Source organism: Actinoplanes sp. M2I2 (assembly GCF_023544445.1).
Classification (GTDB): Bacteria; Actinomycetota; Actinomycetes; order Mycobacteriales; family Micromonosporaceae; genus Actinoplanes.
In genome coordinates, this window is sequence record NZ_JALPVJ010000001.1 from 551,702 (window position 1) to 574,649 (window position 22,948).

24 protein-coding genes and 1 pseudogene are annotated in these 22,948 nt (G+C 71.2%); 9 read left to right on the plus strand and 16 right to left on the minus strand.

Going from position 1 to position 22,948, the window contains the following annotated elements; translation table 11 throughout:
• Positions 1-5: 5 nt before the first annotated feature.
• Complete coding sequence (locus HJC40_RS02615; protein ID WP_249997974.1) at positions 6-755, minus strand: helix-turn-helix domain-containing protein; 750 nt, start codon at positions 753-755, stop codon at positions 6-8.
• A 157-nt stretch (positions 756-912) separates the two neighbouring features.
• On the opposite strand from HJC40_RS02615, the gene HJC40_RS02620 reads away from it, so the two are divergent.
• Complete coding sequence (locus tag HJC40_RS02620) at positions 913-1,278, plus strand: nuclear transport factor 2 family protein (protein ID WP_249997975.1); 366 nt, start codon at positions 913-915, stop codon at positions 1,276-1,278.
• A gap of 54 nt (positions 1,279-1,332) precedes the next feature.
• On the opposite strand, the gene HJC40_RS02625 is transcribed toward HJC40_RS02620, so the two are convergent.
• The 4 genes from HJC40_RS02625 to HJC40_RS02640 all read right to left on the minus strand — a co-directional run bounded on the left by HJC40_RS02625 (position 1,333) and on the right by HJC40_RS02640 (position 4,153).
• On the minus strand, positions 1,333-1,791 hold the full coding sequence (locus tag HJC40_RS02625; protein WP_249997976.1) for a hypothetical protein: 459 nt from the start codon (positions 1,789-1,791) through the stop codon (positions 1,333-1,335).
• On the minus strand, positions 1,788-2,606 hold the full coding sequence (locus tag HJC40_RS02630) for a DUF692 domain-containing protein (protein WP_249997977.1): 819 nt from the start codon (positions 2,604-2,606) through the stop codon (positions 1,788-1,790). The genes HJC40_RS02625 and HJC40_RS02630 overlap by 4 nt, the downstream gene beginning before the upstream one ends.
• Positions 2,599-3,507 (minus strand): TIGR04222 domain-containing membrane protein, encoded by a 909-nt coding sequence (locus HJC40_RS02635; RefSeq protein ID WP_249997978.1) that lies wholly within the window; start codon positions 3,505-3,507, stop codon positions 2,599-2,601. The genes HJC40_RS02630 and HJC40_RS02635 overlap by 8 nt, the downstream gene beginning before the upstream one ends.
• 67 nt (positions 3,508-3,574) lie before the next feature.
• Positions 3,575-4,153: a TetR/AcrR family transcriptional regulator gene (locus tag HJC40_RS02640; RefSeq protein ID WP_249997979.1), complete on the minus strand. Its 579-nt coding sequence runs from the start codon at positions 4,151-4,153 to the stop codon at positions 3,575-3,577.
• Between the two features lie 163 nt (positions 4,154-4,316).
• Here HJC40_RS02640 and HJC40_RS02645 point away from each other — a divergent pair, with 163 nt between their 5' ends.
• Together HJC40_RS02645 and HJC40_RS02650 are read left to right on the plus strand one after the other, a co-directional pair.
• The gene (locus HJC40_RS02645) at positions 4,317-4,967 is read left to right on the plus strand and encodes an HAD family hydrolase (protein WP_249997980.1); all 651 of its coding nucleotides are present in this window, start codon (positions 4,317-4,319) and stop codon (positions 4,965-4,967) included.
• A 149-nt stretch (positions 4,968-5,116) separates the two neighbouring features.
• The gene (locus tag HJC40_RS02650; protein WP_249997981.1) at positions 5,117-6,031 is read left to right on the plus strand and encodes a serine protein kinase RIO; all 915 of its coding nucleotides are present in this window, start codon (positions 5,117-5,119) and stop codon (positions 6,029-6,031) included.
• Between the two features lie 82 nt (positions 6,032-6,113).
• Here HJC40_RS02650 and HJC40_RS02655 read toward each other — a convergent pair whose 3' ends face one another.
• The 7 genes from HJC40_RS02655 to acnA form a co-directional block, all read right to left on the minus strand.
• Positions 6,114-6,359 carry a DUF2630 family protein gene (locus HJC40_RS02655; RefSeq protein ID WP_249997982.1) on the minus strand — a complete coding sequence of 82 codons (246 nt, stop codon included), beginning with the start codon at positions 6,357-6,359 and terminating at the stop codon, positions 6,114-6,116.
• A 147-nt stretch (positions 6,360-6,506) separates the two neighbouring features.
• Positions 6,507-7,349, minus strand: coding sequence for an ABC transporter permease (locus HJC40_RS02660; RefSeq protein ID WP_249997983.1), 843 nt, complete (start codon positions 7,347-7,349; stop codon positions 6,507-6,509).
• Positions 7,346-8,272 (minus strand): ABC transporter ATP-binding protein, encoded by a 927-nt coding sequence (locus tag HJC40_RS02665; RefSeq protein ID WP_249997984.1) that lies wholly within the window; start codon positions 8,270-8,272, stop codon positions 7,346-7,348. Before HJC40_RS02665 ends, HJC40_RS02660 begins: the two co-directional genes overlap by 4 nt.
• Positions 8,269-9,345, minus strand: coding sequence for a hypothetical protein (locus tag HJC40_RS02670; RefSeq protein WP_249997985.1), 1,077 nt, complete (start codon positions 9,343-9,345; stop codon positions 8,269-8,271). Before HJC40_RS02670 ends, HJC40_RS02665 begins: the two co-directional genes overlap by 4 nt.
• Positions 9,342-9,845: a sigma-70 family RNA polymerase sigma factor gene (locus HJC40_RS02675; protein WP_249997986.1), complete on the minus strand. Its 504-nt coding sequence runs from the start codon at positions 9,843-9,845 to the stop codon at positions 9,342-9,344. Before HJC40_RS02675 ends, HJC40_RS02670 begins: the two co-directional genes overlap by 4 nt.
• Before the next feature lie 305 nt (positions 9,846-10,150).
• Positions 10,151-10,588 (minus strand): pantetheine-phosphate adenylyltransferase, encoded by a 438-nt coding sequence (coaD, locus tag HJC40_RS02680; protein ID WP_249997987.1) that lies wholly within the window; start codon positions 10,586-10,588, stop codon positions 10,151-10,153.
• 158 nt (positions 10,589-10,746) lie between these two features.
• Positions 10,747-13,524, minus strand: coding sequence for an aconitate hydratase AcnA (gene acnA / locus HJC40_RS02685; protein ID WP_249998220.1), 2,778 nt, complete (start codon positions 13,522-13,524; stop codon positions 10,747-10,749).
• A gap of 184 nt (positions 13,525-13,708) precedes the next feature.
• Here acnA and HJC40_RS02690 point away from each other — a divergent pair, with 184 nt between their 5' ends.
• The 3 genes and pseudogenes from HJC40_RS02690 (at position 13,709) to HJC40_RS02700 (ending at position 17,864) form a co-directional block, all read left to right on the plus strand.
• The gene (locus tag HJC40_RS02690; RefSeq protein WP_249997988.1) at positions 13,709-14,098 is read left to right on the plus strand and encodes a hypothetical protein; all 390 of its coding nucleotides are present in this window, start codon (positions 13,709-13,711) and stop codon (positions 14,096-14,098) included.
• 46 nt (positions 14,099-14,144) lie between these two features.
• A pseudogene (gene pulA / locus HJC40_RS02695) lies at positions 14,145-16,988 on the plus strand (pullulanase-type alpha-1,6-glucosidase); the annotation flags it as partial.
• 117 nt (positions 16,989-17,105) lie between these two features.
• Complete coding sequence (locus HJC40_RS02700) at positions 17,106-17,864, plus strand: class I SAM-dependent methyltransferase (RefSeq protein WP_249998221.1); 759 nt, start codon at positions 17,106-17,108, stop codon at positions 17,862-17,864.
• 16 nt (positions 17,865-17,880) lie between these two features.
• Here HJC40_RS02700 and HJC40_RS02705 read toward each other — a convergent pair whose 3' ends face one another.
• The 3 genes from HJC40_RS02705 to HJC40_RS02715 are packed head-to-tail and all read right to left on the minus strand — an operon-like array spanning position 17,881 to position 19,880.
• Complete coding sequence (locus HJC40_RS02705) at positions 17,881-18,192, minus strand: hypothetical protein (protein ID WP_249997989.1); 312 nt, start codon at positions 18,190-18,192, stop codon at positions 17,881-17,883.
• Between the two features lie 9 nt (positions 18,193-18,201).
• Positions 18,202-19,437 carry a sigma-70 family RNA polymerase sigma factor gene (locus tag HJC40_RS02710; RefSeq protein ID WP_308200835.1) on the minus strand — a complete coding sequence of 412 codons (1,236 nt, stop codon included), beginning with the start codon at positions 19,435-19,437 and terminating at the stop codon, positions 18,202-18,204.
• Positions 19,338-19,880 carry a YciI family protein gene (locus tag HJC40_RS02715; protein ID WP_249997990.1) on the minus strand — a complete coding sequence of 181 codons (543 nt, stop codon included), beginning with the start codon at positions 19,878-19,880 and terminating at the stop codon, positions 19,338-19,340. Before HJC40_RS02715 ends, HJC40_RS02710 begins: the two co-directional genes overlap by 100 nt.
• Before the next feature lie 152 nt (positions 19,881-20,032).
• On the opposite strand from HJC40_RS02715, the gene HJC40_RS02720 reads away from it, so the two are divergent.
• Positions 20,033-20,512, plus strand: a complete 480-nt coding sequence (locus tag HJC40_RS02720) for a hypothetical protein (protein WP_249997991.1) — start codon at positions 20,033-20,035, stop codon at positions 20,510-20,512.
• A 24-nt stretch (positions 20,513-20,536) separates the two neighbouring features.
• Here HJC40_RS02720 and HJC40_RS02725 read toward each other — a convergent pair whose 3' ends face one another.
• Positions 20,537-20,851 carry a hypothetical protein gene (locus HJC40_RS02725; RefSeq protein ID WP_249997992.1) on the minus strand — a complete coding sequence of 105 codons (315 nt, stop codon included), beginning with the start codon at positions 20,849-20,851 and terminating at the stop codon, positions 20,537-20,539.
• 375 nt (positions 20,852-21,226) lie between these two features.
• On the opposite strand from HJC40_RS02725, the gene HJC40_RS02730 reads away from it, so the two are divergent.
• Both HJC40_RS02730 and HJC40_RS02735 read left to right on the plus strand, forming a co-directional pair.
• Positions 21,227-22,213 (plus strand): helix-turn-helix transcriptional regulator, encoded by a 987-nt coding sequence (locus HJC40_RS02730; RefSeq protein ID WP_249997993.1) that lies wholly within the window; start codon positions 21,227-21,229, stop codon positions 22,211-22,213.
• Positions 22,213-22,878, plus strand: a complete 666-nt coding sequence (locus HJC40_RS02735) for a 2OG-Fe(II) oxygenase (RefSeq protein WP_249997994.1) — start codon at positions 22,213-22,215, stop codon at positions 22,876-22,878. The genes HJC40_RS02730 and HJC40_RS02735 overlap by 1 nt, the downstream gene beginning before the upstream one ends.
• The last annotated feature ends 70 nt before the right edge of the window (positions 22,879-22,948 follow it).

A 22,948-nucleotide genomic window follows, 5' to 3' on the forward strand; every position in this document is an offset into this window, starting at 1 on the left:
CACGGTCAGCGGTGCAGGGCGGCGGCGGTCGCCGGGTCGGCCGGCAGGAACGACTCGATCGCCAGCTCGGACAGGGTGACGTCCAGCGGTGTGCCCAGAACCGACGTGATGCTGAAGAAGGCCAGATCGTCGAAGCGCAACGGCACGACCAGCCCGTGCGGCGGCTCGCCGGCCGTGGTGGCGCCGCCGGGGTAGGCCGTCAGCTCGGCGTGCAGCTCCCGCAGCACCGGGTCGTTCGTGGCCTCCGCCTGCCGGCCGAGGCGGTGCAGCACGTGCGTACGCCACTCGGGCAGGTTGCCGATGCGCGGCGCCATGCCGTCCGGGTGCAGTGAGAGACGCAGGACGTTGACCGGTGGTTCGAGCAGCCACGGCGCGCAGCCGTCGGTGAAGCGGGCCACCGCGTCGTTCGCGTCGACCATCGTCCAGTGCCGGTCGATCAGCACAGCCGGATACGGCGCATGCCCGACCAGCACGTCCCGCAGCGACGAGAGCACCGCTGCGAGCGGCGGCCCGTGCAGAGCCGTTTCCCCGTACGCCGGTGCGAAGCCCCCGGCCAGCAGGAGCTCGTTGCGGGACCGCAGGGGCACGCCCAGCTCCTCGGCCAGCCGCAGGATCATGTCGCGGGTCGGCCGGGAGCGCCCGGTCTCCAGGAACGACAGGTGCCGCGCGGACACCCCGGCCCGCACCGACAGCTCCAGCTGGCTCAGCCGCCGGTCGGTCCGCCACTCCCGCAGGAGCCCGCCCACCGCGCTCATCCCGCACCTCCTCCGCGCGCAGGGAAGGTCGAGCTGCGCCCCCGCAGCGTAGGCGCGCACCGGGAAGCGCGGCCATTACCTCGCGGGTAATCGACCGGCGTCCGTCCGCGGGCGACAGTGATCGTCATCAGCGACTTTCGTCCGGGAGGACAGAACGATGAGCGACTTCGACGCCCTGGTGGACCGCTACCTCGCCGTGTGGAACGAGCCGGACCCGGTCACCCGCCGCAAGGCTGTGGACGACCTCTTCGCCGACGACGTGCGCTACGTCGACCCGTTGGCCGCGGTCGAGGGCCGGGCGGCGCTCGATGGCCTGATCGGCGCCGTGCAGCAGCAGTTCCCCGGTCACACCCTGACCGTCGGCGGGCCGGTGGACGGCCACCACGACCAGGTGCGCTTCACCTGGAATCTGGCCGCCGGCGCCGGAGATCCCCTGGTTGTCGGCTTCGACGTGGCCGAGCTGGACGCCGGCGGGCGCATCCGCCGGGTGCATGGCTTCCTCGACAAGGTGCCCGCTGCGTAGCAGGGGCCCGGCCACGCAGAGCGACGCCGACGACGCATAGGCCCTGGGGGTACGTCAGGGCCGTCGCAGAAGCCAGACCCGGCCGGCCACTTGGAGGGCCGCGGCGCCGGAGGTGACCCGCAGGGCCGGCCCGCGGCGGGAGCGGGGCGCCGACGCGCCGTCGTAGTGCCAGGCGGCCTCGCGCTCGGCCAGCTCGGCGGCGGCCACCGACGGCAGGCCGCCCCGCCGGGTGAGGTCGCGGGCCAGGTCCCAGCCGTCGCGCAGCGAGCCCTGAGCCGGGCGGGCCGCGGCCCACGCGGCGAACTCCCGCTTCCACCGGTCGCCGAAGCCGGCGGCGAGCATCGGCCACTGCCGCGCGACCTCACCGGCCCGCTTGCGCAGCAGAGCCACCCTCGCCGCCTCGAACCGGAAACCGTCGAAGCCTTCGGGTACGGGTCGACCGGCCGTGAGCGCCGCTACAAGCGCGGCCTGCCGCTCGCCCAGACCGCCCGCCCCGGCCGGGGGAGCGGTCATGTGACCGAGGGGTAGCCGGAGGCCTTCGCGATGGCGTCCAGCTCGGCCGCCAGGGCCGCAGCCGGCGGGTAGTCGCCGTCGCGTTCGAGCATCAGGGCCGGTGGGCGCTGCCGCTCACACAGGGCCGTGACCAGATCGAGCACCGGCTCGGGGACCGCGTCGGTGTGGGTGTCGTGGTAGAGGCCCTGGTGTTCGGCGCCGCCGGCTACGTGCACGTAGGCCACCCGTTCCAACGGCAGGTGGTCGAGCAGCTCGGCCGGGTCGGTGCCCCGGTTGCGGGCGTTGGCGTAGACGTTGGCCACGTCCAGCAGCAGCCGGGCGCCGGAGCGGTCGAGGATCTCGGTGAGGAACTGGGCCTCGGTCAGCTCGTCGTCGGGCCAGTCGAACAGGGCGGCGATCGGCTCGAGGGCGATCGGCACCGGCAGCGACGCCTGCACCCGGCGGACGTTGGCGACCACCGCGTCGACCGCCTCGCGCGTGCGGGGCAGCGGCAGCAGGTGGCCCGCCTCGATGCCGCCCGCCCGCACGAACGCGATGTGTTCGCTGACCAGCGGCGCCTCCAGGCGCGCAGCCACCGCCGCGAAGTGCTCGACCCGGGCCGGGTCGACCGGGTCGGCGCCGCCCAGCGACAGCCGGACGCCGTGCGGGATCACGGTGACGCCGCGGTCGAGAAGCTCTTGCAGGCCGGGCGGCAGCTCGCCGTGGGCGTGCACCGACTCGGCGACGACCTCGACGAAGCGCAGGCCGGGCAGCTCCGCCACGAAGCCGGCGATCTCCGGCCGCCAGCCGACCCCCACCCCGTACGGGTCAGCCACCGCAGCCACCCCCGCCGCCGCAACCGCCTCCGCCGCCTCCGCCGCCTCCGCAGGAGGAGCCGGAATCGCCCGAGCTGCCGCCGCCGCTGCTGTCGCCGCCGCCCGTGGTGCCGCCCGAAGCGGCGATGCGCTGAACCTCGGCCTCGGCCGCGAACGCCGGGTCCATCGAGTAGAGCGCGGCGCCGCCGTAGAGCGCGACGCCCATGGCCGCCCCGGTCGCGCCGTACGTCGCGTACGACGGGGAACTGCTCGGGGCCAGGTGGTGGTGCCGGCGGCGCAGGTCGCGCAGGCCCTTGACGGCCGCGTCGGTGGCCCAGCGGCGGGTGCGCAGCAGGGTCAGCGTCAGGATGAACGCGGCGATGGTGGCGACGATCAGGAAGCCGACCGGTTTGTCGTTGCTGAGACCGGCGAGGACCCGGGCGATCCCGATCGCGACGAGGGTGAGGCCGCCGAGCACCCAGACGCGGGCCTCGCGCATCTTGCCGGCGCTGACGGCCAGGCCACCGCGCTCGAGGTGGTCGCGCAACTGCTCGATCGCGGAGGCGACCCACTGGTCGTGCTGCAGGTCGCGGGTGCGGGCGCCGTGGCCGGCGGCGTTGTAGACGGCGCTGTCGAGCGGCGTGACGCCGGCCGGCAGGGGGCCGGAGCGGACCAGCGTGCCGCCGGGGCCGGTGCCGAGCGCGCCGGCCGCTCGCAGACCACCCATCGACGAGTAGATCGCCAGCCGGTCGCCGCCGTTGAGATAGGCCACCTGCTGCGGGCCGAGGTGGTCGACCTGGGCCGTGCGGTCGCCACGGAACAACGCCTTGCGGTGGAACGCCGCGATGATCACGATCGCGATCATCGCGCCGAGGTAGTAGGTGAGGAAGGTCGGGCCGGAGATGCCCCAGGTGTCGTTCATGGGCTGGGCCTTCCTGCTCGTCGCGGCGCTCAGGCCCTCATTGTGCAGAGTGACGCAAGGCCTGTGATCAGGCCCTTCGGACGGCTTCCTCGACCAGATCGAGGACCCGGCGGAGCTCTCCGGGCGGCCGGCCGGTGGCCAGGTGCAAAACGAGCCCGTCATAGGCCAGCTCGAGGAACTGGGTGAGCACCTCGACCGGGACGTCCTCGCGCAGCACACCGGCCTCGCGCTGGCGCTCGAGCCGGTCGCGGGTGGCGCCGGCGATGGCCGCGGAGCGTTCGGCCCAGCGCTGGGCGAACGCCGGGTCGGTGCGGAGCCGGCGCGACACCTCGAGCTGGGTGCCGAGCCAGCCGGCGGTGTCGCCCTCGCTGCCGCCGGCCCGGGCCAGCAGGTCACGCATCACCTGGACGAGGCCGTTGCGGGCCACCGTCTCGACCATCGCGGCCGCGTCGTCCTCGGCGACGGCCAGGAACAGCGATTCCTTGTCACGAAAATGGTGGAAAATCGCACCACGGGACAGCCCGGTTGCGTCCTCGAGCCGCCGTACTGTCGCACCCTCGTAGCCGAACCGCGCGAAACAGTCGCGGGCCGCGGCGAGGATCTCGGTGCGACGGGCGTCCAGCTGGTCCTGACTCACTCTGGGCACTCCTGGATCGTGTCACGTGGGCCCTTTCGCATGCAATCCGTACGTACGTCTTGGCAAGGGAGCCGACAGCGACGGACGGATAGTACGAATTCCGACATAACGCCCTTAGTTGTTAACAGTGCTGGACTGTTCGCTGCCCTCCTCGCTCACGTAAAGTGCCCGGGTGCCTCTTGTCCTGATAGCTCTCGACGACACTCTGCTCGACCGCAGCGGTGCGTTCCGGCTGTGGGCAAAAGGATTCCTCGATGAGATCGGCGCGCCCCAGGACGACCTGGACTGGTTACTGTCCGTCGATGCCGATGGATTGACCTCGCGCTGGGACCTGGCCGATCTGATCCGCGAGCGCTATCAGCTGACCATCCCCTCGATCGACGTGGTCGAGGAGTTGCACGAGGGCCCGCTGGCCTTCGAGAAGCTCGACCCGCTGGTCGGCTGCGCGCTGCAGATCGCCGGGGACGCCGGCCTGGTCCCGGTGGTGGTCACCAACGGCCAGGCCGAGATCCAGGACAGCCGCATCCGGCGGACGGGGTTGGACCGCTATGTCGCCGACTGGGTGATCTCGGAGCGGGCCGGGGTGAGCAAGCCCAATCCGCGCATCTTCGCGCTCGCCGCGCAGCGGGTACGGATGCGCCTGGGTGGCGCCTGGGTGGTCGGCGACAGCCCCGAGGCCGACATCGGCGGCGCCGCGGCCATGGGCCTGCCCAGCGTCTGGCTGCATCGCGGCCGCGAGTGGACCGACAACCGGTTCGCGCCGACCCAGATCGTGGGCAACGTCATCCAGGGGATCTCGGCCATCATGGCCGCCGCGAAATAAATCGGTTGCGCCGCCCGGAGCCGGTCCGGGAAAGTGTGCGCGTAGCCCGCAGAGGGCTCGAGAGAGAAGGGGGTGGACTCCATGGCTGTCATTGCGATGCCTGCTGTCCCGATGTCACTTCCTTTCTTTTCTCTCGAGGAGACCCTCCAGTGCGTGAGCACGACTCTTTCGGCCCGGCCACCATCCGCCGCGGCCGTCGCAAGTTCGACGACGACGAAACCTTCCTGAAGCGCGGGCGGCCCGAGCCGCAGCTGAAGGAGGATCCCGATCTGCCCGAGACCGGCGACCGCTGGTCCACCTGGGACGGCGCGTTGCACGGCCCGGTGCCCCGGCCCGATTGGGTCCGCACCGAGCACGGCGCGGTCGACACCGAGCTCGGCATGCTGAAGACCGGCAAGGAAGCCGACGTCTTTCTCGTACGCCGGGCTCTTCCCGACACCGACGCGGTGAGCATGCTGGCCGCCAAGCGATACCGCGACGGCGACCACCGCCTGTTCCACCGCGACGCCGGCTATCTCGAGGGGCGCCGGGTCCGGCGCTCGCGGGAGATGCGGGCGATGACCAACCGTACGGCGTTCGGCAAGGAGATGATCGCCGGGCAGTGGGCGGTGGCCGAGTTCGGCGCGCTCAGCCAGCTCTGGCAGCTCGGCCAGGAGAGCGGTCTGGTGCGGGTGCCCTATCCGGTGCAGCTGATCGGCACCGAGGTGATGCTCGAGTTCATCGGCGACTGGGAGACCGGCGAGGCGGCGCCCCGGCTCGCGCAGGTGCGGGCCGACCGGGACCAGCTGGCCGACCTCTGGCAGCAGATGACCGACGCGTTGTCGGTGCTGGCCCGCGCGCAGGTGGCGCACGGCGACCTCTCGCCGTACAACACGATGGTGCACGAGGGGCGGCTGGTGCTCATCGACCTGCCGCAGATCGTGGACGTGGTGGCCAACCCCCAGGGCGGCGACTTCATCGCCCGCGACGTGCGCAACGTCGCCGCCTGGTTCACCCAGCGCGGCCTCGAGGTGGACGCCGACGAGCTGGTGGAGAGGCTGCTCTACGAGGCCGGCCTCAAGTGAGACGCAGCCGGCCTCCGGAGAGATGCCGGGATGGCTTCCGGCCGCGACCGCCCAGGACTCGGCGGCCGCGGCCGGGGCCGCGTCACTGCAGGTAGCCCTCGACCTCGCCGACGCTGTGCGCCTGCACGGCGTTCGGGTCGTCGCCCGCCTCGCGGGCGGCCCGGCGCCGGCGCAGCAGGTCCCAGCACTGGTCCAGGGCCTCCTCCAACTCCTTCAGCCGGGCGTGCTCCTCGCTCGACGAGATCTCGCCCTTGGCCAGCTGCCCGCGCAGCTGGTGCTCCTCATCGACCAGGCCGTTGATCCGGCTCAGCACAGTCTTGTCATCCATGCCCGGAAGCCTATGCGCACCCGCCACTGTTCTCATCCGGCCCCGCCATGACCCTCGTTACGCCGGCCCTGTCCCCGCGCCGCCGCCGGAGCCTCACAGGTCCCGGCGCTGGAACGCGCCTCACAGGTCCCGGCGCTGGAACGCGCCTCACAGGTCCCGGCGCTGGAACGCGAGCCCGGCCAGGGCCAGCACCAGTGCCGTCCAGGCCACCGCCCAGATCAGGTACGTGCCGGTCAGCGGGGCCGCGCTGAGGAACGGGTGACCCTCGAACGCCTCGCTGAACTGCGAGAGCAGCGACGGGTCCTGGAACGAGCGCATCGCGCCGCGCCACAGCCCGTCGGTGGGCAGCAGCACCTGCGACACCGTGCCGATCCGCTCGACACTGGCGTTGCCGAGGGCGCCGCCGAGCCCGCCGACCACCCCGGCGATCCAGGTGGCGCCGAACAGGCCGACCGCGACGATGCCCGAGGCCATCGGCGAGATGACCGTGGACAGCAGCAGCCCCAGCGTGAGCAGGGCGACCGCCTGCCCGGCCAGCAGGGCCAGACCGGCCACCGGATCGGGTGGCCAGTACCCGGTCGTGAGCTTGACGATCAGCAGCTGGGCGGTGCCGGCGACGGCCACGAAGCCGGTGCCGAACACGACCAGGCCGAGCCACTTGCCCAGCAGCACGGCCGTCCGGCGTACCGGACGGGCCAGCACTGCCAGGGCGATCCCGGACTCCGCCTCGCCGGACACGGTCGGGCCGGCCAGGAAGGCCGTGCCCAGCGCCGCGATCAGGCTGAGCCCGAACATGACCAGGTTGAGCACCATGGCGGCGATCAGTTTGGACTCGCCGCTGGTGAGCCCGCCGAACTCCGCGTCGATGCGGGAGAAGCCCCAGGCGCTCAGCGACAACAGCAGGACGGTCAGCACGGCCAGCGAGCGCAGCACCTTGCGGCGTACCGCCTCGCGCAGGGTCAGACCGGCGATGGTGAGCACGATCGTCATCGGTCCTCCCCGGCCCGGATGACCTCGAGCAGCCGCTCCTCGAGGGTGATCCGGCCCGGCTCCACCGCGTGCACCCGCACGCCCAGCTTGACCAGGCCGGCGACGATCTCCGGCACGTCGTCCGGATCCCTGATCGGCAGGACGAACGCGTCGCCGTCCCGGGCCGCCCCGTCGAGCAGCGCCTCGGCCTCGGGGGTCACCCCCTCGAGCCGCAGCCGCAGCTCGCGCTGCCCGAGCAGTTCGGCCAGCGTCCCGGAGGCGGCGACCCGGCCGTGGTCGAGGATGACGACCCGGTCGCAGACCCGTTCCACCTCGCCGATCAGATGCGAGTTGAGCAGCACCGCGACCTGCCTTTCGCGCAGGGAGAGCAACAGGTCCCGGACGTCGGCCCGGCCGATCGGGTCGAGGGCGCTGGTCGGCTCGTCCAGCACGACCAGCTCGGGCCGGGCGACCAGGGCGACCGCCAGCCCGAGGCGTTGCTGCATGCCCTTGGAGAAGCCGCCGACCCGGTCGCCGGCCCGGTCGGCCAGCCCGACCAGCCCGAGGCAGGCGCGTTGCTCGGCGGCCGGCACGGCCGCGCCGGCCAGCCGGGTGTGCAGCCGCAGCACCTCGTCTGCGGTCAGCCACGGCTGATAGCGGAACAGCTCGGGCAGATAGCCGATCCGGGCCCGGGACGCCGGGTCGGTCCCGTGCCGCCCGAGCAGCATGATCTCGCCCGCGTCGGGCCGGACGAGGCCGAGCAGCATCTTGATGACGGTCGTCTTGCCGGCGCCGTTGGGCCCGAGCAGCCCGACCACCTCGCCGCGGGCCACGGTGAACGTCACGTCGTCGACGGCCTGCCGGCGGCGGTAGCGCTTGCGCAGCCCCGAGGCCCACACCGCCGGCGAGCTCCCCGCTGCCTGAGCGACAGCGGCGGTGCTCACCGCAGCCCCCGGGCCACCGAGAGCACCTCGTCGGCGCTGAGCGAGCCGGCCACCGCGGTGACCTCCCCGTCGCGGACCCAGACCACGGCCGACAGGAACCCGTCGGTCGACGTGAGCAGGGTCGCCGGGGTGCCCCCGACCTCGGTGGCCTTGCTGGTCATCTCCTCGGGCATCACGTGCAGCGGCAGCGTCGTCCCGTCGGCCGAGAAGCGCCGCAACTGGGCCGCGACGTCCGCGGGCAGCCCGGACAGCGACAGCAGGTAGTCGCGGGCCGTCGTGAAAGGCACCCCGGTCGAGTACGCCGCGGGCGCGACCGCCCGGGCCACGATCAGCGACGGCACGCCCTGGTTGCTCGCCCACACGGCGGCGGCGCCGGGCCCGGCGGTGAGCCGGAAACTGCTGCCGTCCAGACCCGCAGGCATCGGGGGCAGGGTGCCGCCCTGGCCGGCGGCGAACGTCGCCACCTTGGACGCCCGGAAGGTGAACGTCGCGCTGATCCGCCGGCCGGCCTGGTATGCCGGGTCGCCGGTCACCCCGCGCGGAAGGTCGCCGACCTCGGGCAGGTCGAGCCCGCTCTCCTTCTCGGCGGCCGTCACGCCCGCGACCCGGTGGACCTCGGGCTTCGAGGTGATCTCGACGTCACCCCACGAGGAGAGGTCGGGCATCGCCATCAGGTCGGCCTGGTGGATCGTCACCGGCGCGATGCGCTCGGTCCGGAAGATCGGGAACCAGTCGGCGGCCGCGGCGGCGCCCGCTCCGGCCAGCACGACGGCGGCGGCCAGACCGGCGACGATCGGACTCCGCAGCTTCCATCTGGTCTGCGGTTTCCGGCCGGGCTGGGCGGCCCCGGCCCGGTCGAGCCGCTGCCACGCGGCGTCGACATCGGGGTCGGCCCCGGCGTACAGGGCGGTGGCGGTGAAGGCGGTGGCGGCGAAGGCGGCGTCGCGCTGGGCTGCTTCGAACCCCGACCGGCACACCGGGCAGGCGTCGACGTGCTCGCGGTCGGCGTCGGCGACACCGGCCGGCTCGTCCACGAGCCGGCGCAGCACGCCGTCGTTCGGATGGCGCTTCATGCGTTCAACTCCTTGCGCAGAGCGGATTCGGCGCGCCGCACCGTGGTGCCGACGCTGCCGGGGGAGAGGTCGAGGGCGGCGGCCACCTCGGCGTAGCTGAGGCCGCTGTGCCGCAGAACGAGCGCGACCGCCTGTTTCCGGGGGAGCCGGGCCAGGGTGGCCCGCACGCGGCGGCGCTCCTCCAGGGCCACCACCGCGTCGGCGACGTCGGGCACGACTGCGTCGTCCGGGCGGCCGGCGCGCTCACGGCCGGCGCGGCGTTTTCCCGTACGGATGTGGTTGAGAGCAGTGTGGGCAGCCGCCACCGAGAGCCAGGGAAGCGCCTCGCCCGCCGGCACGTCGGAACGCCCGAAGGTCAGGAACACCTCCTGCGCGACGTCCTCCGCCTCGTCGCGCGAGCCGAGCACGCGGGCGGCCACGGCCACCACGCGCGGGTAGGCGGCCCGGAAGATCTGTTCCAGGTCGGGCCGGACGACCGGAGCTCGTTTCGACAGGGCCACGCCGTCCTCCCTGCCATGGGCCAATGCCAAGTCCATGCCAGGTAAGCACCGCCGGGGCCGCTCATGTGACACGACCTCCGGCTTCGGCCCGAATCCGGCTCACGGCCGGCGGCCCCGGGCGCTACAGAAGGACGTTGATGACCACGGTCAGCACGATCGAGGCCACCACCGACAGCAGAATCATGCCGAGGCAGCCGAGCGGGCCGCCGAGGAACCGGACTTCCGTGTTGCCGATGCGCATGGTTTTCCGTCTACCCGGCTTCGGCGGGTGGCATGCCGGTCGGTTCATGCCGAGCGGCTGCCTGTCACCGCGCTCGCTCAGAGGGCGGCGGAGTTTCGTCGGCCACCGCGCGCGCGACGGTGGAGGAGACGGCCGCGAGGGACGGCCGGGTGGGCAACAGGAGCGTGGACACGCCGAGGGACTCGTTCATGGCGGCCAGTTCCTGCTCCTGACGGACGTCCTTGGCCGTGCGCACGCCTCGGATGATCACGGAGACGCCGTGGTCGTGGCAGTAGGCGGCGGTCAGGCCTCGCCAGGCGGCGACGGTGACGTTGCGCCAGGCCGGGGAGAGAGAGGCCCGGACCGCCTGAGCGCGGGCCTCGCCCGCGCGGGTGGGCTGCTTGTCGCCGTTGACCGCCACGAGCACGACCAGCTCGTCGAAGAGGTGCCGGGCGCGGTCGACGACGTCGAGGTGGCCGGGCGTGAACGGGTCGAACGTGCCGGGTAAGACCGCGCGGGACATGGTCTCGAGACTAGTGGCGGCGAAACAGCAGCCAGTTGTGAGCCTAGGTTCCTAGGATGCCGAAGGGCGGGCGGTCGAGCACTCTGAGCGCTGACACCCGGTGGATGCGCGATGCCCCGCCTCCCGGAGTGGGAGACGGGGCATCGGGGACGGTCGCGTCAGCTTTCGAGCATCTTGCGGAGGACGTACTGCAGGATGCCGCCGTGGCGGTAGTAATCCGCCTCGCCGGGGGTGTCGATGCGCACGTCGGCATCGAACTCGACGCCCGTGTCGGTGCGGACCTTGACCGTACGCGGGGTGTCGCCGTCGTTGAGCGCGGTCACGCCGGTGATCGTGAACGTCTCGGTGCCGGTGAGGCCGAGCGACTCGGCGTTGGTCTTGGCCGGGAACTGCAACGGCAGCACGCCCATGCCGATCAGGTTGGAGCGGTGGATGCGCTCGTAGCTCTCGGCGATGACGGCGCGGACACCGAGCAGCATGGTGCCCTTGGCCGCCCAGTCGCGCGACGAGCCCGAGCCGTACTCCTTGCCGGCCAGGATGACCAGCGGGACGCCGGCCTCCTGGTAGGCCACCGAGGCGTCGTAGATGCTGCTCTGGTCGCCGGTGAGGTGGTTGACCGTGAAGCCGCCCTCGACGCCGGGCACCAGCTGGTTGCGCAGCCGGATGTTGGCGAACGTGCCGCGGATCATGACCTCGTGGTTGCCCCGGCGCGAGCCGTAGCTGTTGAACTCGTGGCGCGGGACGCCGTGCTCGGCCAGGTACTTACCGGCGGGGGAGTCGGCCTTGATCGAGCTGGCCGGCGAGATGTGGTCGGTGGTGACCGAGTCGCCCAGCTTGGCCAGCACCCGGGCGCCGCTGATGTCGTTGACCGGCGTCGGCGACGCGGACATGCCCTCGAAGTACGGGGGCTTGCGGACGTAGGTCGACTCGTCGGCCCACTCGAAGGTCTTGCCCTCCGGGGTGGGCAGCGACTGCCACTGCTCGTCGCCGGCGAAGACGTCGGCGTAGGCGGTGCTGAAGCCCTCGGCGCCGATCGCCGAGGCGATGACGTCGTCGATCTCCTTGGCGCTGGGCCAGATGTCGTTGAGGAAGACCGGCTCGCCGTCGGAGCCAATGCCCAGCGGCTCGGTGGTGATGTCGATGTCCATCGAGCCGGCCAGCGCGTACGCGACGACCAGGGGCGGGGACGCCAGGTAGTTCATCTTGACGTCCGGGTTGATCCGGCCCTCGAAGTTGCGGTTGCCGGACAGCACGCTGACGGCGGTCAGGTCGGCCTCGTTGACCGCGGCCGAGACCTCCTCGGGCAGCGGGCCCGAGTTGCCGATGCAGGTCGTGCAGCCGTAGCCGACCAGGTTGAAGCCGATCTTGTCCAGGTACGGCGTCAGGCCGGACCGGTCGTAGTAGTCGGAGACGACCTTGGAACCCGGGGCCAGCGTGGTCTTGACCCACGGCTTGCGGGTCAGGCCGCGCTCGACCGCCTTCTTGGCCAGCAGGGCGGCGCCGATCATGACCTGCGGGTTGGACGTGTTGGTGCAGGAGGTGATCGCGGCGATCACCACGGCGCCGTGGTCGAGCTCGTACTCGACGCCGTCCTCGCCGACCACCCGGGTCGGCTTGGACGGGCGGCCGTCGGCGTTGCGGGCGGCGCTGAACACGTGCGGCTTGTCGGCCGCCGAGTCCTCGTGGTTGGCCGGCGGGTCGCTGGCCGGGAAGGACTCCTCGCTCGCCTCGTCGGCCGGGCCCTGGTCGGACACGTAGTTGGTCAGCGCGTCGCGGAACATCGACTTGGCCGCGTTCAGCGGGACCCGGTCCTGCGGGCGCTTGGGGCCGGCCAGCGACGGCACGATCGTCGACAAGTCGAGCTCGAGCCGCTCGGAGTAGTCGGGCTCGGCGTTCGGGTCGAGCCAGAGGCCCTGCCGCTTCGCGTACGTCTCGACCAGCGCGACCTGCTGCTCGGTGCGCCCGGTCAGCTTCAGGTACTTGATCGTCTCGTCGTCGATCGGGAAGATCGCGACGGTCGAGCCGTACTCGGGCGACATGTTGCCGATGGTGGCCCGGTTGGCCAGCGGCACGGCGCTCACGCCGGGGCCGTAGAACTCGACGAACTTGCTGACCACGCCGTGCTCACGGAGCATCTCGGTGATCGTCAGCACGAGGTCGGTGGCGGTGGTGCCGGCCGGCATCTCGCCGGAGAGCTTGAAGCCGACGACCCGCGGGATGAGCATGCTGACCGGCTGGCCCAGCATCGCGGCCTCGGCCTCGATGCCGCCGACGCCCCAGCCGAGCACGCCCAGGCCGTTGACCATCGTGGTGTGCGAGTCGGTGCCCACGACGGTGTCGGGGTAGGCCTGCCCGTTGCGCTCCATGATCGTACGGGCCAGGTATTCGATGTTGACCTGGTGCACGATGCCGGTGCCGGGCGGGACGACCTTGAACTCGTTGAACGCGGTCTGGCCCCAGCGCAGGAACTGGTAGCGCTCGCGGTTGCGCTGGTACTCCAGCTCGACGTTGCGGGCGAAGGCGTCCTCGCGGCCGAACAGGTCGGCGATGACCGAGTGGTCGATGACCAGCTCGGCCGGGGCGAGGGGGTTGACCTTGGTGGGGTCGCCGCCCAGGTCCTTCACGGCCTCGCGCATGGTGGCCAGGTCGACCACGCAGGGCACGCCGGTGAAGTCCTGCATGAGGACCCGGGCCGGGGTGAACTGGATCTCGACGCTCGGGTCGGCCGTCTGGTCCCACCCGCCGAGCGCGCGGATGTGGTCGGCCGTGATGTTGGCGCCGTCCTCCGTCCGCAGCAGGTTCTCCAGCAGGATCTTCAAGGAGTAGGGGAGGCGGTCGTGCCCCTCGACCTTGTCGATCGTGAAAATCTCGTAGCTCGCGTCACCGACGCGGAGCTCGCTCTTCGCACCAAAGGTGTCGAGGCTGGCCACCGTCATCTCCTTCACACCCAGCGACTGTCGTTCAAGTCTTTCGCACCGAAAGGGCGGCCTTCGGGTTAGGCATACCTAACTCTCGGTTCACGTTCGTCTGTAAACCGTACGTCCGTCTTGTAAGAGTGCGCAAGGCGGGGTCTCCCTTGTCTCACGTTTACTCCGATCCCGCGCCGGGCACACCCCAACCGTGAAGGCGCCTACCGATCTGGCCCAGCTCACCGACTTCTTCAACCGCTACGGAAACGCTCTGACCAGCGGAGATGTCACGGCAATCGCCAACTGTTACGCGCTGCCGGGCATGGTGGTGGCCGATGCGTACAGCTTCACGTTCACCTCGCCGGCCGCGGTGGCGCTGTCGTTCCTGGGTGCCGCCCCGACCTACGACGAACAGCAGATCGTGGCCGCCCACGCTCAGATGCTCGACGTTCAGCCGCTGTCGGCGGTGCTCAGCCTCGTCGCCGTGGAGTGGGAATACCTCGATTCGCGGGGAAATGCCGTTCCAGGCGAGCGCTACAGCTATCTGCTGCGGGTCGGCCCGGACGGGCCGAGAATCACCACGGTGATTGCTACGCACTGAAACTGTCGGGCCCTGGTGGAAGTATGACCAGGTGATCAGCTCTCCGGACGCCGTGGTGATCCACTACCAGCGACCAGCCGGCGACTACGCCGGCTGGGGTCTGCACGCCTGGGAAGGCACGATCGGCAGACCCGACTGGCACCGGCCGCTCGGCCCCGCCTCCTTCGACGACTTCGGGGCCGTCTTCGAGGTTCCGGTACGCGAGGACGCGATCGGCCTGCGCTTCGTGCTCCATCGCGGCGACGAGAAGGATCTGCCCGACGACCAGCGGCTCGACCTCACCGTGGCCCGTGAGGTGTGGCTGCGGGCCGGCAATGTCGCGCCCGTGCGTCCCGACCTCGGCACGCTCGGCCCCGAGCTCGACCGGGCCCGCGCGTTCGCCGTCTTCATCGACCGGACGACGATCGCCCTGCCCGGCTGGCTGGCCGACCGGGCCGTGACGTTCTCGCTGCTCGGCGCGGCCGCGCTTCCGCTGACCGCGCGTCCCGGCGGGCTGTTCCAGGGCCAGAGCCGCCGCTTCCCGCATCTGCGGGCCTACCGCGCGTTCTCGGTCCGCGAGATGGGCGACGCCGCGTTCGGCGAGCTGCTGCGCGGCCCGGTGCTCGTCGAGGGGCGCGACGCCGGCGGGCAGGTCACCGCGCTCACCGGCGTACAGATCCCGGGGGTCCTCGACGACCTCTACGCCGACGCCGCCGACGCCGAGCTGGGCCTCGTCCTCGGCGACGAGCGCCCGCGCCTGTCGGTCTGGGCGCCCACGGCCCGCACGGTCGAGCTCGAGCTGTCCCGGACGCCCGGTGACGAGCCCAAGCTGGTGCCGATGGACCGCGACGCGCTGACCGGCGTGTGGACGGCCGCACTCAAGCCCAAATGGCTGGGCCGCTACTACCGCTACCGCGTCGAGGTCTGGCACCCGGCCGCCCAGCGGGTGGTCACCACCAGCGTCACCGACCCCTACTCGCTCGCCCTGGCCGCCGACTCGACCCACAGCCTGCTGGTCGACCTCGACGACCCCGCGCTCAAGCCGTCCGGCTGGGACACCCTGGCCAAGCCGGACGCGGTCGCTCCCGCGCGCATGCAGATCAGCGAGGTGTCGATCCGCGACTTCTCGATCTTCGACCACTCGCTGCCACCGGCCGAGCGGGGCACGTACGCGGCCTTCACCCGTTCCGGCTCGGCCTCGATGCGCCACCTGAGCTCGCTCGCCGAGGCCGGGCTGACCCACGTGCACCTGTTGCCCGCGTTCGACTTCGGCTCCGTGCCCGACCGCCGCGCCGACCAGGCCACCCCCGCCTGTGACCTGGCCGCCTTCCCGCCCGACTCGCCCGAGCAGCAACGCGCGGTGATGGCGGTCGCCGACGCCGACGGGTTCAACTGGGGCTACGACCCGTGGCACTACACGGCGCCCGAGGGCAGCTTCGCCGTCGACCCCGAGGGACCCTCGCGGGTGCTGGAGTTCCGCCGCATGGTCGCCGCCCTCAACACGGCCGGCCTGCGCGTGATCATGGACGTCGTCTACAACCACACGATGGCCGACGGCCTCGGCCGGTTCAGCGTGCTCGACCGTCTCGTCCCCGGCTACTACCACCGCCTGCTGGCCGACGGCTCGACCGCCGAGTCCACGTGCTGCCCCAACACGGCCCCGGAGCACATGATGATGAGCCGCCTGGTCGTCGACTCGGTGCTCACCTGGGCCCGGGAGTACCGGGTCGACGGCTTCCGGTTCGACCTCATCGGGCACCACCCGCGGGCCAACATCCTCGAGGTCCGGGTCAACCTCGACCACCTCACCACCGAGGTCGAGGGCGTCAACGGCAAGGACGTCTTCCTGTACGGCGAGGGGTGGAACTTCGGCGAGGTGGCCAACGACGCCCGGTTCGCCCAGGCCACCCAGATCAACCTGGCCGGCACCGGCATCGGCACGTTCAACGACCGGCTGCGCGACGCCGCCCGCGGTGGTGGCTCGTTCGGCGACCCGTCCGTGCCCGGCTTCGCCACCGGGCTGGGCGGTCGGACGCCGCTCGTCGTGCACGACCAGATCAAGGTGGGACTGGCCGGCGGGCTGGCGGCCTACCGCTTCGTCACCCACACCGGCGCCGAGCAGAGCGGGGCTCAGGTCGACTACAACGGCTCGCCCAGCGGCTACGCGATGTCCCCGGGCGAGACGGTCAACTACGTCGACGCCCACGACAACGAAATCCTCTACGACGCGATGGCCTTCAAGCTGCCGATCGGCACCTCCCCGCTCGACCGGGCCCGGCTCCAGGTGCTCGCGCTCTCGCTGGTGGTGCTCGGGCAGGGCGCCGGGTTCGTCGCGATGGGCAGCGAGCGGCTGCGGTCCAAGTCGCTCGACCGCAACTCGCACAACTCCGGCGACTGGTTCAACCAGATCCGCTGGGATCCCGCGCTCGGCAACGGCTTCGGCCTCGGCCTGCCGCCCGCCGGCGAGAACGAGGACCGGTGGGCGATGGCCGGTCCGCTGCTGGCCGAGCCCGCGCTGGTGCCGCCGCCCGACGTGATCGAGCTGGCCGCCGAGCGCTACCGCGAGCTGCTGCGCGTGCGCCGGTCCTCGCCGGTGTTCGGGCTGCCGACGGCCGACGAGGTGCAGCGGCGGGTGACGTTCCCGCTCGGCGGCCCGGCCGAGACGCCCGGAGTGATCGTCATGTGCCTCGACGGCACCGGGCTGGACCCCCGGTGGAGTCAGGTGGTGGTCGTCTTCAACGCGACCGGCGACGACACCGTGCAGACCGTTCCCGGGCTCTCCGAGGGGCTGCGCCCGCATCCCGAGCTGGTCGAGTCGGCCGACCCGCTGCTGCGCACGGCCAAGGCGGCCGCGGGTGAGCTGATCGTTCCGGCCCGGTCGGTGGCGGTGTTCGTGGCCGACACCGCCTGATCGACGGCCGACGCCGCCTGGGGTTCAGCTGTGAGTCCCCTCCCGGATGGCTGTGGGGGGTCGCGCTCCACGCCGTCCTGGGAAAAGATGGGCGGCGGAGGTGTGTCGTTGCGTGAGGTGAACTACGACGATCGGCAGCATCTGGTCTATGCGCGGGCACGCGCGCTGACGCCCGAGAGGCTGACCGAGTGGTTGCGTGTGTTCGCCCGGCACGCCCCGCAGCGGCGCCCGCTCGCCGTGCTCGACCTCGGCTCCGGCACCGGACGGTTCAGCCCGGCGCTGGCCGATGAGTTCGGCGGTCCGGTCTGGGGCGTCGAGCCGTCCGAGCACATGCGGGCCGGCGCCGAGGAGCACGCCGCCCATCCCGGCGTGACCTATCTGTCCGGCTCGGCCACCGCCGTCCCGCTGCCCGACGCGAGCTGTGACCTCGCCGTCGTGTTCCTCGTGCTGCAGCACGTCCGCGACCACGCCGGCGCGGCCGCCGAGATCGCCCGGGTGCTGCGCCCCGGCGGCCGGGTGCTGATCCGCAGCCTGTTCCCCGACCGGATGCCCGAGCTGCCGTGGTACAGCTACTTCCCCGGCGCCCGGGACATCGACGAGCAGGTGTTCCCGCGGATGGATCCGCTGCTCGAGACGTTCGCCGCGGCCGGTCTGCGGTTCGTGACGGTCGAGCGGGTGCAGGAACGCATCGCCGACAGCCTGGCCGACTACGAGACCCGGCTGAAACTGCGCGGCTCGTCGACGTTCGAGCGCCTCACCGAGGAAGAGATCATGGTCGGCTTCGACGCGCTCGAGGCCGCCGTCCGGGCCGAGCGCCGCCCCCGCCCGGTCGAGGAGGAGAGCGACCTGCTGGTGCTGGAGCGGGCCGCGGATTGACCACCCACGGCGTCCGTCACCGACGCGAAACCGACTTCCGCGGCCGGTAGCGCACGACTGCGACCCCCATGAACGTCAAGGCCAGGACCACCGCGCCGAAGGTGAGGGCGATGGGGTAGCGGTCGGTGTCGGCCGCCAGCTGTCCCAGCGCCAGAAACACCAGGCCGAGGCCGCTGAACAACGAGTACAGGCCGGCGTCGCGAGCGGACCGGAAGGCGGCCCGCGACCGTTCCGACAGGCGACCGGTGATCACCATCGACAAGCCGTGGACGACCAGGACGGCCCCGATCGCCAGAATCACCATTCGTAGCCAGAACATGAAATCCATGGCCGACCCCTACCCGATCGACCGTCCGGCCACGCCCCGGGTCAGCTGAGGGCGGCCGCCTTGTTCAGCAGGACGGCCCGCTCGCGGGTGTTGGCGCACAGGCGGGCGGCCAGTTCGAGCTCGGCGCGGGCCTCCGCGGTGCGGCCCAGCCGGCGTAACAGCTCGCCGCGGACGCTCGGCACCAGATGCGAGCCGGGCAGGCGGTCGGTGGCGACCAGCTCGTCGACCATCAGCAAGCGCCTCGGCCGGACCGCCGGCCATGGCCACGGCGACCGCCCGGTTCAACTCGACGATCGGGGACGGCGCGACCCGGCCCAGAGCCTCGTAGAGCAGCACGATCCGCTCCCAGTCCGTCCCGGCGACCGAGCCGGCGGTGGCGTGGCAGGCGGCGATGGCGGCCTGCAACCCGTACGGGCCGAGACCGCGACCGGCCGCCGTGGCCTGACCGAGAGCGGCCAGCCCGCGGCGGATCGCCGACCGGTCCCAGCGCCGGCGATCCTGATCCTCCAGCAGCACGGCCTCGCCGTCGGGACCGGTCCGGGCCGGGAAGCGCGCCGCGGTGAGCTCGCACAGGGCGAGGAGCCCGAACACCTCCGGCTCGCCCGGCAGCAGCGCGGCCAGGGTCCGGGCGAGCCGGATCGCCTCGTAGGCCGGCTCGGTGCGCAGCAGATTGTCGCCGGCCGTCGCGGTCGAGCCCTCGGTGAAGATCACATAGAGGACGCTGAGCACGCCGCCGAGCCGCTCCCGGCGTTCGTCGGCCGGGGGCACCTCGAACGGCACCCGGGCCGCCGCGATCGTCTTCTTGGCCCGGGTGATGCGCGCCTGGATCGTCGGCACCGGCACCAGGAACGCGCGGGCGATCTCCTCGCTGGACAGTCCGCCGACCGTCCGCAGGGTGAGCGCGACGCGGGCCTCGGGGGAGAGGACCGGATGACAGGCGACGAACATCAGCGCGAGCACGTCGTCGTCGATCCGGTCCGGATCCCACAGGTGGCCGTCGCCGCCGTCGGTGTCCTCGGCGGCTAGCCGCGCGTACCTCTCGTCGCGGGCCGCCCGGCGGCGGAAGCTGTCGATCGCCCGCCGCCGGGCGGTGGCCAGCAGCCAGCCGACCGGGTTTCCCGGTTCGCCGTCCCGCGGCCAGCTGGTCAGGGCCTCGGCCAGCGCCTCCTGCGCCACGTCCTCGGCCAGCTCGAGATCACCGCCGGTGCAGCGGGTGAGCGCGCCGACGATGCGGGCCGACTCGATGCGCCAGACAGCCTCGAGCGTGGTAACAGCTGGCCGGTCTGCTCACGCCAGACGCGCTCCTTCTCGACCCACTCGTTGTCCTGCGGGAACTCGTCGATGCCGGGCACGCGGCGGATCTCGGACTTCGAGCCGGGGATCGCGGGCATGCGCTTGGCCCACTCGATCGCCTCGTCCTTGGACGCGACGTCGAGGATGTAGAAGCCGCCGAACAGCTCCTTGGTCTCCCCGTAGGGCCCGTCGGTGACGACCGGCGTCTCGCCGCTGTAGTCGACCACCACGCCCTGCGCCGCGTCGTCGAGACCCTCGGCGGCGACCAGCACGCCGGCCTTGATGAGCTCGTCGTTGAAGCGGCCCACCGAGTCGAGCATGTCCTCGAACGGCGTCTCCATCATCTTCGCCAGGCTCTCGTCGGTGTTCCGCATGATCAGCATGTACTTCGCCATGACGGCTTCTCCTCGTCTCCGGTCCGGTCGCTCGCCGACCTTCTCATCCTCAGGTCGAACGGGGCCGACCCCGATCGACACCGCCCACGACAAATTTCGGGGAAGCGTCGTTGCGTTAGATTGCGGGTCGGTTTTCGGCGAGGGGAGACGTTGTGCGGTTGCAGTGGGCCTTGGGTGGCCTCGCTCTGGTGGCGCTGGTCGGCGGGTGCACGTCGTCGTCGGACCCCGAACCGGCTGCTCCGGCGGCGCCCGCGTCGGCTCCGGCCTGGACCGAGCCGGCCACGTACTCCTACGTGCTCTCCCGCGGCTGCGACACCGCCGCGCCGGTGGGCCGCTACGAGGTACAGGTCAAGTCGGGGTCGGTCGCCACCTCGAAACGTCTGGACGCCGCCGCGGCCCAGCCGTCGGGCGGCGCCGAGGAGGACCTCGGTCCCGCCACCGGCGACACCGGCGAGGAGATCGAGGCCTTCACCCTCAAGGACCTGCTCGAGATGGCCCAGACCGCCGCCGAGGACGGCGGCGAGGTCACCAAGGCCTTCGACACCACCGACGGCCACCCGGTCAAGGTGACCATCGACGTCGGCTCCGGCCCGGAGTGCTGGAACGTCAGCGACTACGCCTCGGCGTCCTGAGAAGCCGGCCACGGGCCGGCGCATTCACCGGAGAAACGTCAGCAACAGGATCACCACCGCGATCCCGATGAACATCAGCGTGGCGGCCGCGGCGAATGCTGCTTTGATCACTGCCAGCACCGGCTCGACCGCCCGCAGGAACGCGCCGCCGGCCAGGATCAGCAGCAGGACGGCGACGACGACGAGGCCGGACGACGGAATGGCCGAGGCCGGGGCCGCTTCGCCGGATGGGGTAATAGTGGCTGTCGTGTGAATCGTGGACGAAGGTTTCGCCGACTGCGACTCCGGGGTTATGGTGGACATGGCTGTTCCTCCGGGGCTAAACGGTTGGATGGCCAACTCGAGAGCACCCCTGGCCGCAATCCAGGGGTGTCCCTCTTTCTCAAGTCCTGTTGTTCATTTCGAGCGGCGCACTCGTCACGCAGGGCACTTGATCGGCCGGTGGCGCCCGGTCTTTCCGCATCGCGACCCCCTCCCCGGCAACCGGGGCGTTGCCGCGCCCCGGTCGCCAAGGAACCTTAACTTTCGTTCAATGTAGGGGTTCAGAAGCTTCTGAAGCAATGAACTTCTCCGAAGTTGAGCGAAGTTTCCCGAGGTTCTTGATCGTTTTCGGCAACAATGCCGCGGGTCGGTGACCTCAGCCGTGACCTCTGCGCGTACAGTGTGTCGCCGGGACGGCTGGCGAACTCTGAACTTTTCTGAAGGTGGCAGGCTATGGACCCGGATGCCGCGGCGGTGCAGCTGGCGCAACGTCTGCGAGCCCTGCGTACCCAAGGCTTGCAACGACCTTTGACGCAGCGGCAGCTGGCCGAGGCGTTGCAGGTGTCCGAGCCCTCGATCTCGGCCTGGGAGAACACCCGGCGGCTCTCCGCGCCGCCGCCGATCGGCCGGTTGCGCGACTACGCTGTGCTTTTCGCTCGGGAGACATGGCCCGAGAGCGGCCAGGTGACGCTGCCCGATCCCGCCTCGTTCACCGACGAGGAGCGGGCGCGGCGCCAGGAACTGGAAAGGAACCTTCTCGGTCTGCGGGCGGTCGCGCTCGACGAACCGCTGGAGCACGCTTCGCTGGAGGGCTCCCGTTCCGTTTCCTTCGACGACTTCGAAGAGGAATTGCTCGGCGCGCAGACCGTCATCCAGCAGGTGCTCAACACGTTCGGCACCTTTCTCGCCACCGGCACCGACGAGTCGCGCTCGGCGTCGGAACGGCTCACCAAACTTCTGCGCTCCGCGCCGGTGCTCGTCGGCTCGCATGTCCTGAGTGACAACGAGCTTTACCTCGTGGAAACCCAGGACGCATGGAAACGCGTATGGTCGTTGTCGACCGACGACTCCATCGAGTTCGAATATCCCGTCACCGGACCGTCTTTCGCGCCGGTGGTGGTGCACAATCTGGACCGCGGTGTTCAGTATCGTTATCTCGTGCCCTATACCGAGCGGGCTGTCGAGCGTGCGCAGGTCATCACCAACGAGTATCAGGGCATCGAGATCCGATTCTTCGACAATGATTACCTGAGAGAATTCGCCAGCACGTTGGACGAGCTCATCGTCTACGAACCGTCCGATCCGGGGCGTCGGCCGGGGGTCTATTACCTCTATCCCGGCTCTGATCCTCGTCGGTGGATCCGAGCCGACCGGCACAGCGCGGCGAACCGCCTGCACGACGTGCAGCAACTCTGGAAATACTCCAAGAAGGGGCCCTGATGAGCTATTCCGGCCTGCCCGGCTTCAGTTGGTCGACGACCCAGATCGGCGCTCTTCTGCCGGCCGGCTGGCGCCAGCAGTTGGTCGACATAGCTCAGAAAGAGGCAGTCTTCAAGATCCTGACCGCGTCGTCGGTCACCTCCCGCGAGGAGAGTCCCGATACGGAGACTCCCTCGTACACCGTCGACGGTGAAGTGCTGAGCCGGTTGGCCCCGTGGCTGACCGAGCTGTACCGGACCACTTTCCGGGACCTCGCCGCGCATTTCGCTGGTGAGCCGGTCAAGACGGCGGAGGAGTTGCGTTACGGCGCGGTCCTCAATTTGCAGCGGGGGCCGATGCCCTACGAGTGCCACGTCGACTCCAACCCGGTCCAAGGGCTGCTCTACGTCACCACGCACCTGCCCGGCGAAGGCGGTGAGCTGTGTGTCGCGCGCAATGCCGACGCGCATTCGGTGCAAGCCGTGGAAGAGGACTGTGAGGTCATCCATCCGGTCGCCGGTCACCTGCATTTCTTTGACGCCCGCCGATGGCCGCACTACGTACGGCCGCTGCGCGAACAGAGCGCCGTGCGGGTGGTCGTCGCCATGAACTTCTACACGGCAGCGTCGCCGGAAAGCGCGCGACCGGCCGACCTCGACGAGCACCTGTTCGGCTCGTTCTCGTAACCGCGGTGGCCACGACGGCCCCCACGCTGGGCCGGCTCACCGGCGCTGGGCCGGCTCACCGGCGCTGGGC

Excerpts from the sequence above, each read along its gene's own strand:
- acnA (WP_249998220.1), bottom strand. The coding sequence starts at position 13,524 with ATGACGGTGGCCAGCCTCGACACCTTTGGTGCGAAGAGCGAGCTCCGC.
- HJC40_RS02715 (WP_249997990.1), bottom strand. The coding sequence starts at position 19,880 with ATGGCGAAGTACATGCTGATCATGCGGAACACCGACGAGAGCCTGGCG.
- HJC40_RS02625 (WP_249997976.1), bottom strand. The coding sequence starts at position 1,791 with ATGACCGCTCCCCCGGCCGGGGCGGGCGGTCTGGGCGAGCGGCAGGCC.
- HJC40_RS02615 (WP_249997974.1), bottom strand. The coding sequence starts at position 755 with ATGAGCGCGGTGGGCGGGCTCCTGCGGGAGTGGCGGACCGACCGGCGG.
- coaD (WP_249997987.1), bottom strand. The coding sequence starts at position 10,588 with ATGTCCCGCGCGGTCTTACCCGGCACGTTCGACCCGTTCACGCCCGGC.
- HJC40_RS02735 (WP_249997994.1), top strand. The coding sequence starts at position 22,213 with ATGAGCTATTCCGGCCTGCCCGGCTTCAGTTGGTCGACGACCCAGATC.
- HJC40_RS02705 (WP_249997989.1), bottom strand. The coding sequence starts at position 18,192 with ATGGATTTCATGTTCTGGCTACGAATGGTGATTCTGGCGATCGGGGCC.
- HJC40_RS02670 (WP_249997985.1), bottom strand. The coding sequence starts at position 9,345 with ATGAAGCGCCATCCGAACGACGGCGTGCTGCGCCGGCTCGTGGACGAG.
- HJC40_RS02660 (WP_249997983.1), bottom strand. The coding sequence starts at position 7,349 with ATGACGATCGTGCTCACCATCGCCGGTCTGACCCTGCGCGAGGCGGTA.
- HJC40_RS02620 (WP_249997975.1), top strand. The coding sequence starts at position 913 with ATGAGCGACTTCGACGCCCTGGTGGACCGCTACCTCGCCGTGTGGAAC.
- HJC40_RS02655 (WP_249997982.1), bottom strand. The coding sequence starts at position 6,359 with ATGGATGACAAGACTGTGCTGAGCCGGATCAACGGCCTGGTCGATGAG.
- HJC40_RS02730 (WP_249997993.1), top strand. The coding sequence starts at position 21,227 with ATGGACCCGGATGCCGCGGCGGTGCAGCTGGCGCAACGTCTGCGAGCC.
- HJC40_RS02635 (WP_249997978.1), bottom strand. The coding sequence starts at position 3,507 with ATGAACGACACCTGGGGCATCTCCGGCCCGACCTTCCTCACCTACTAC.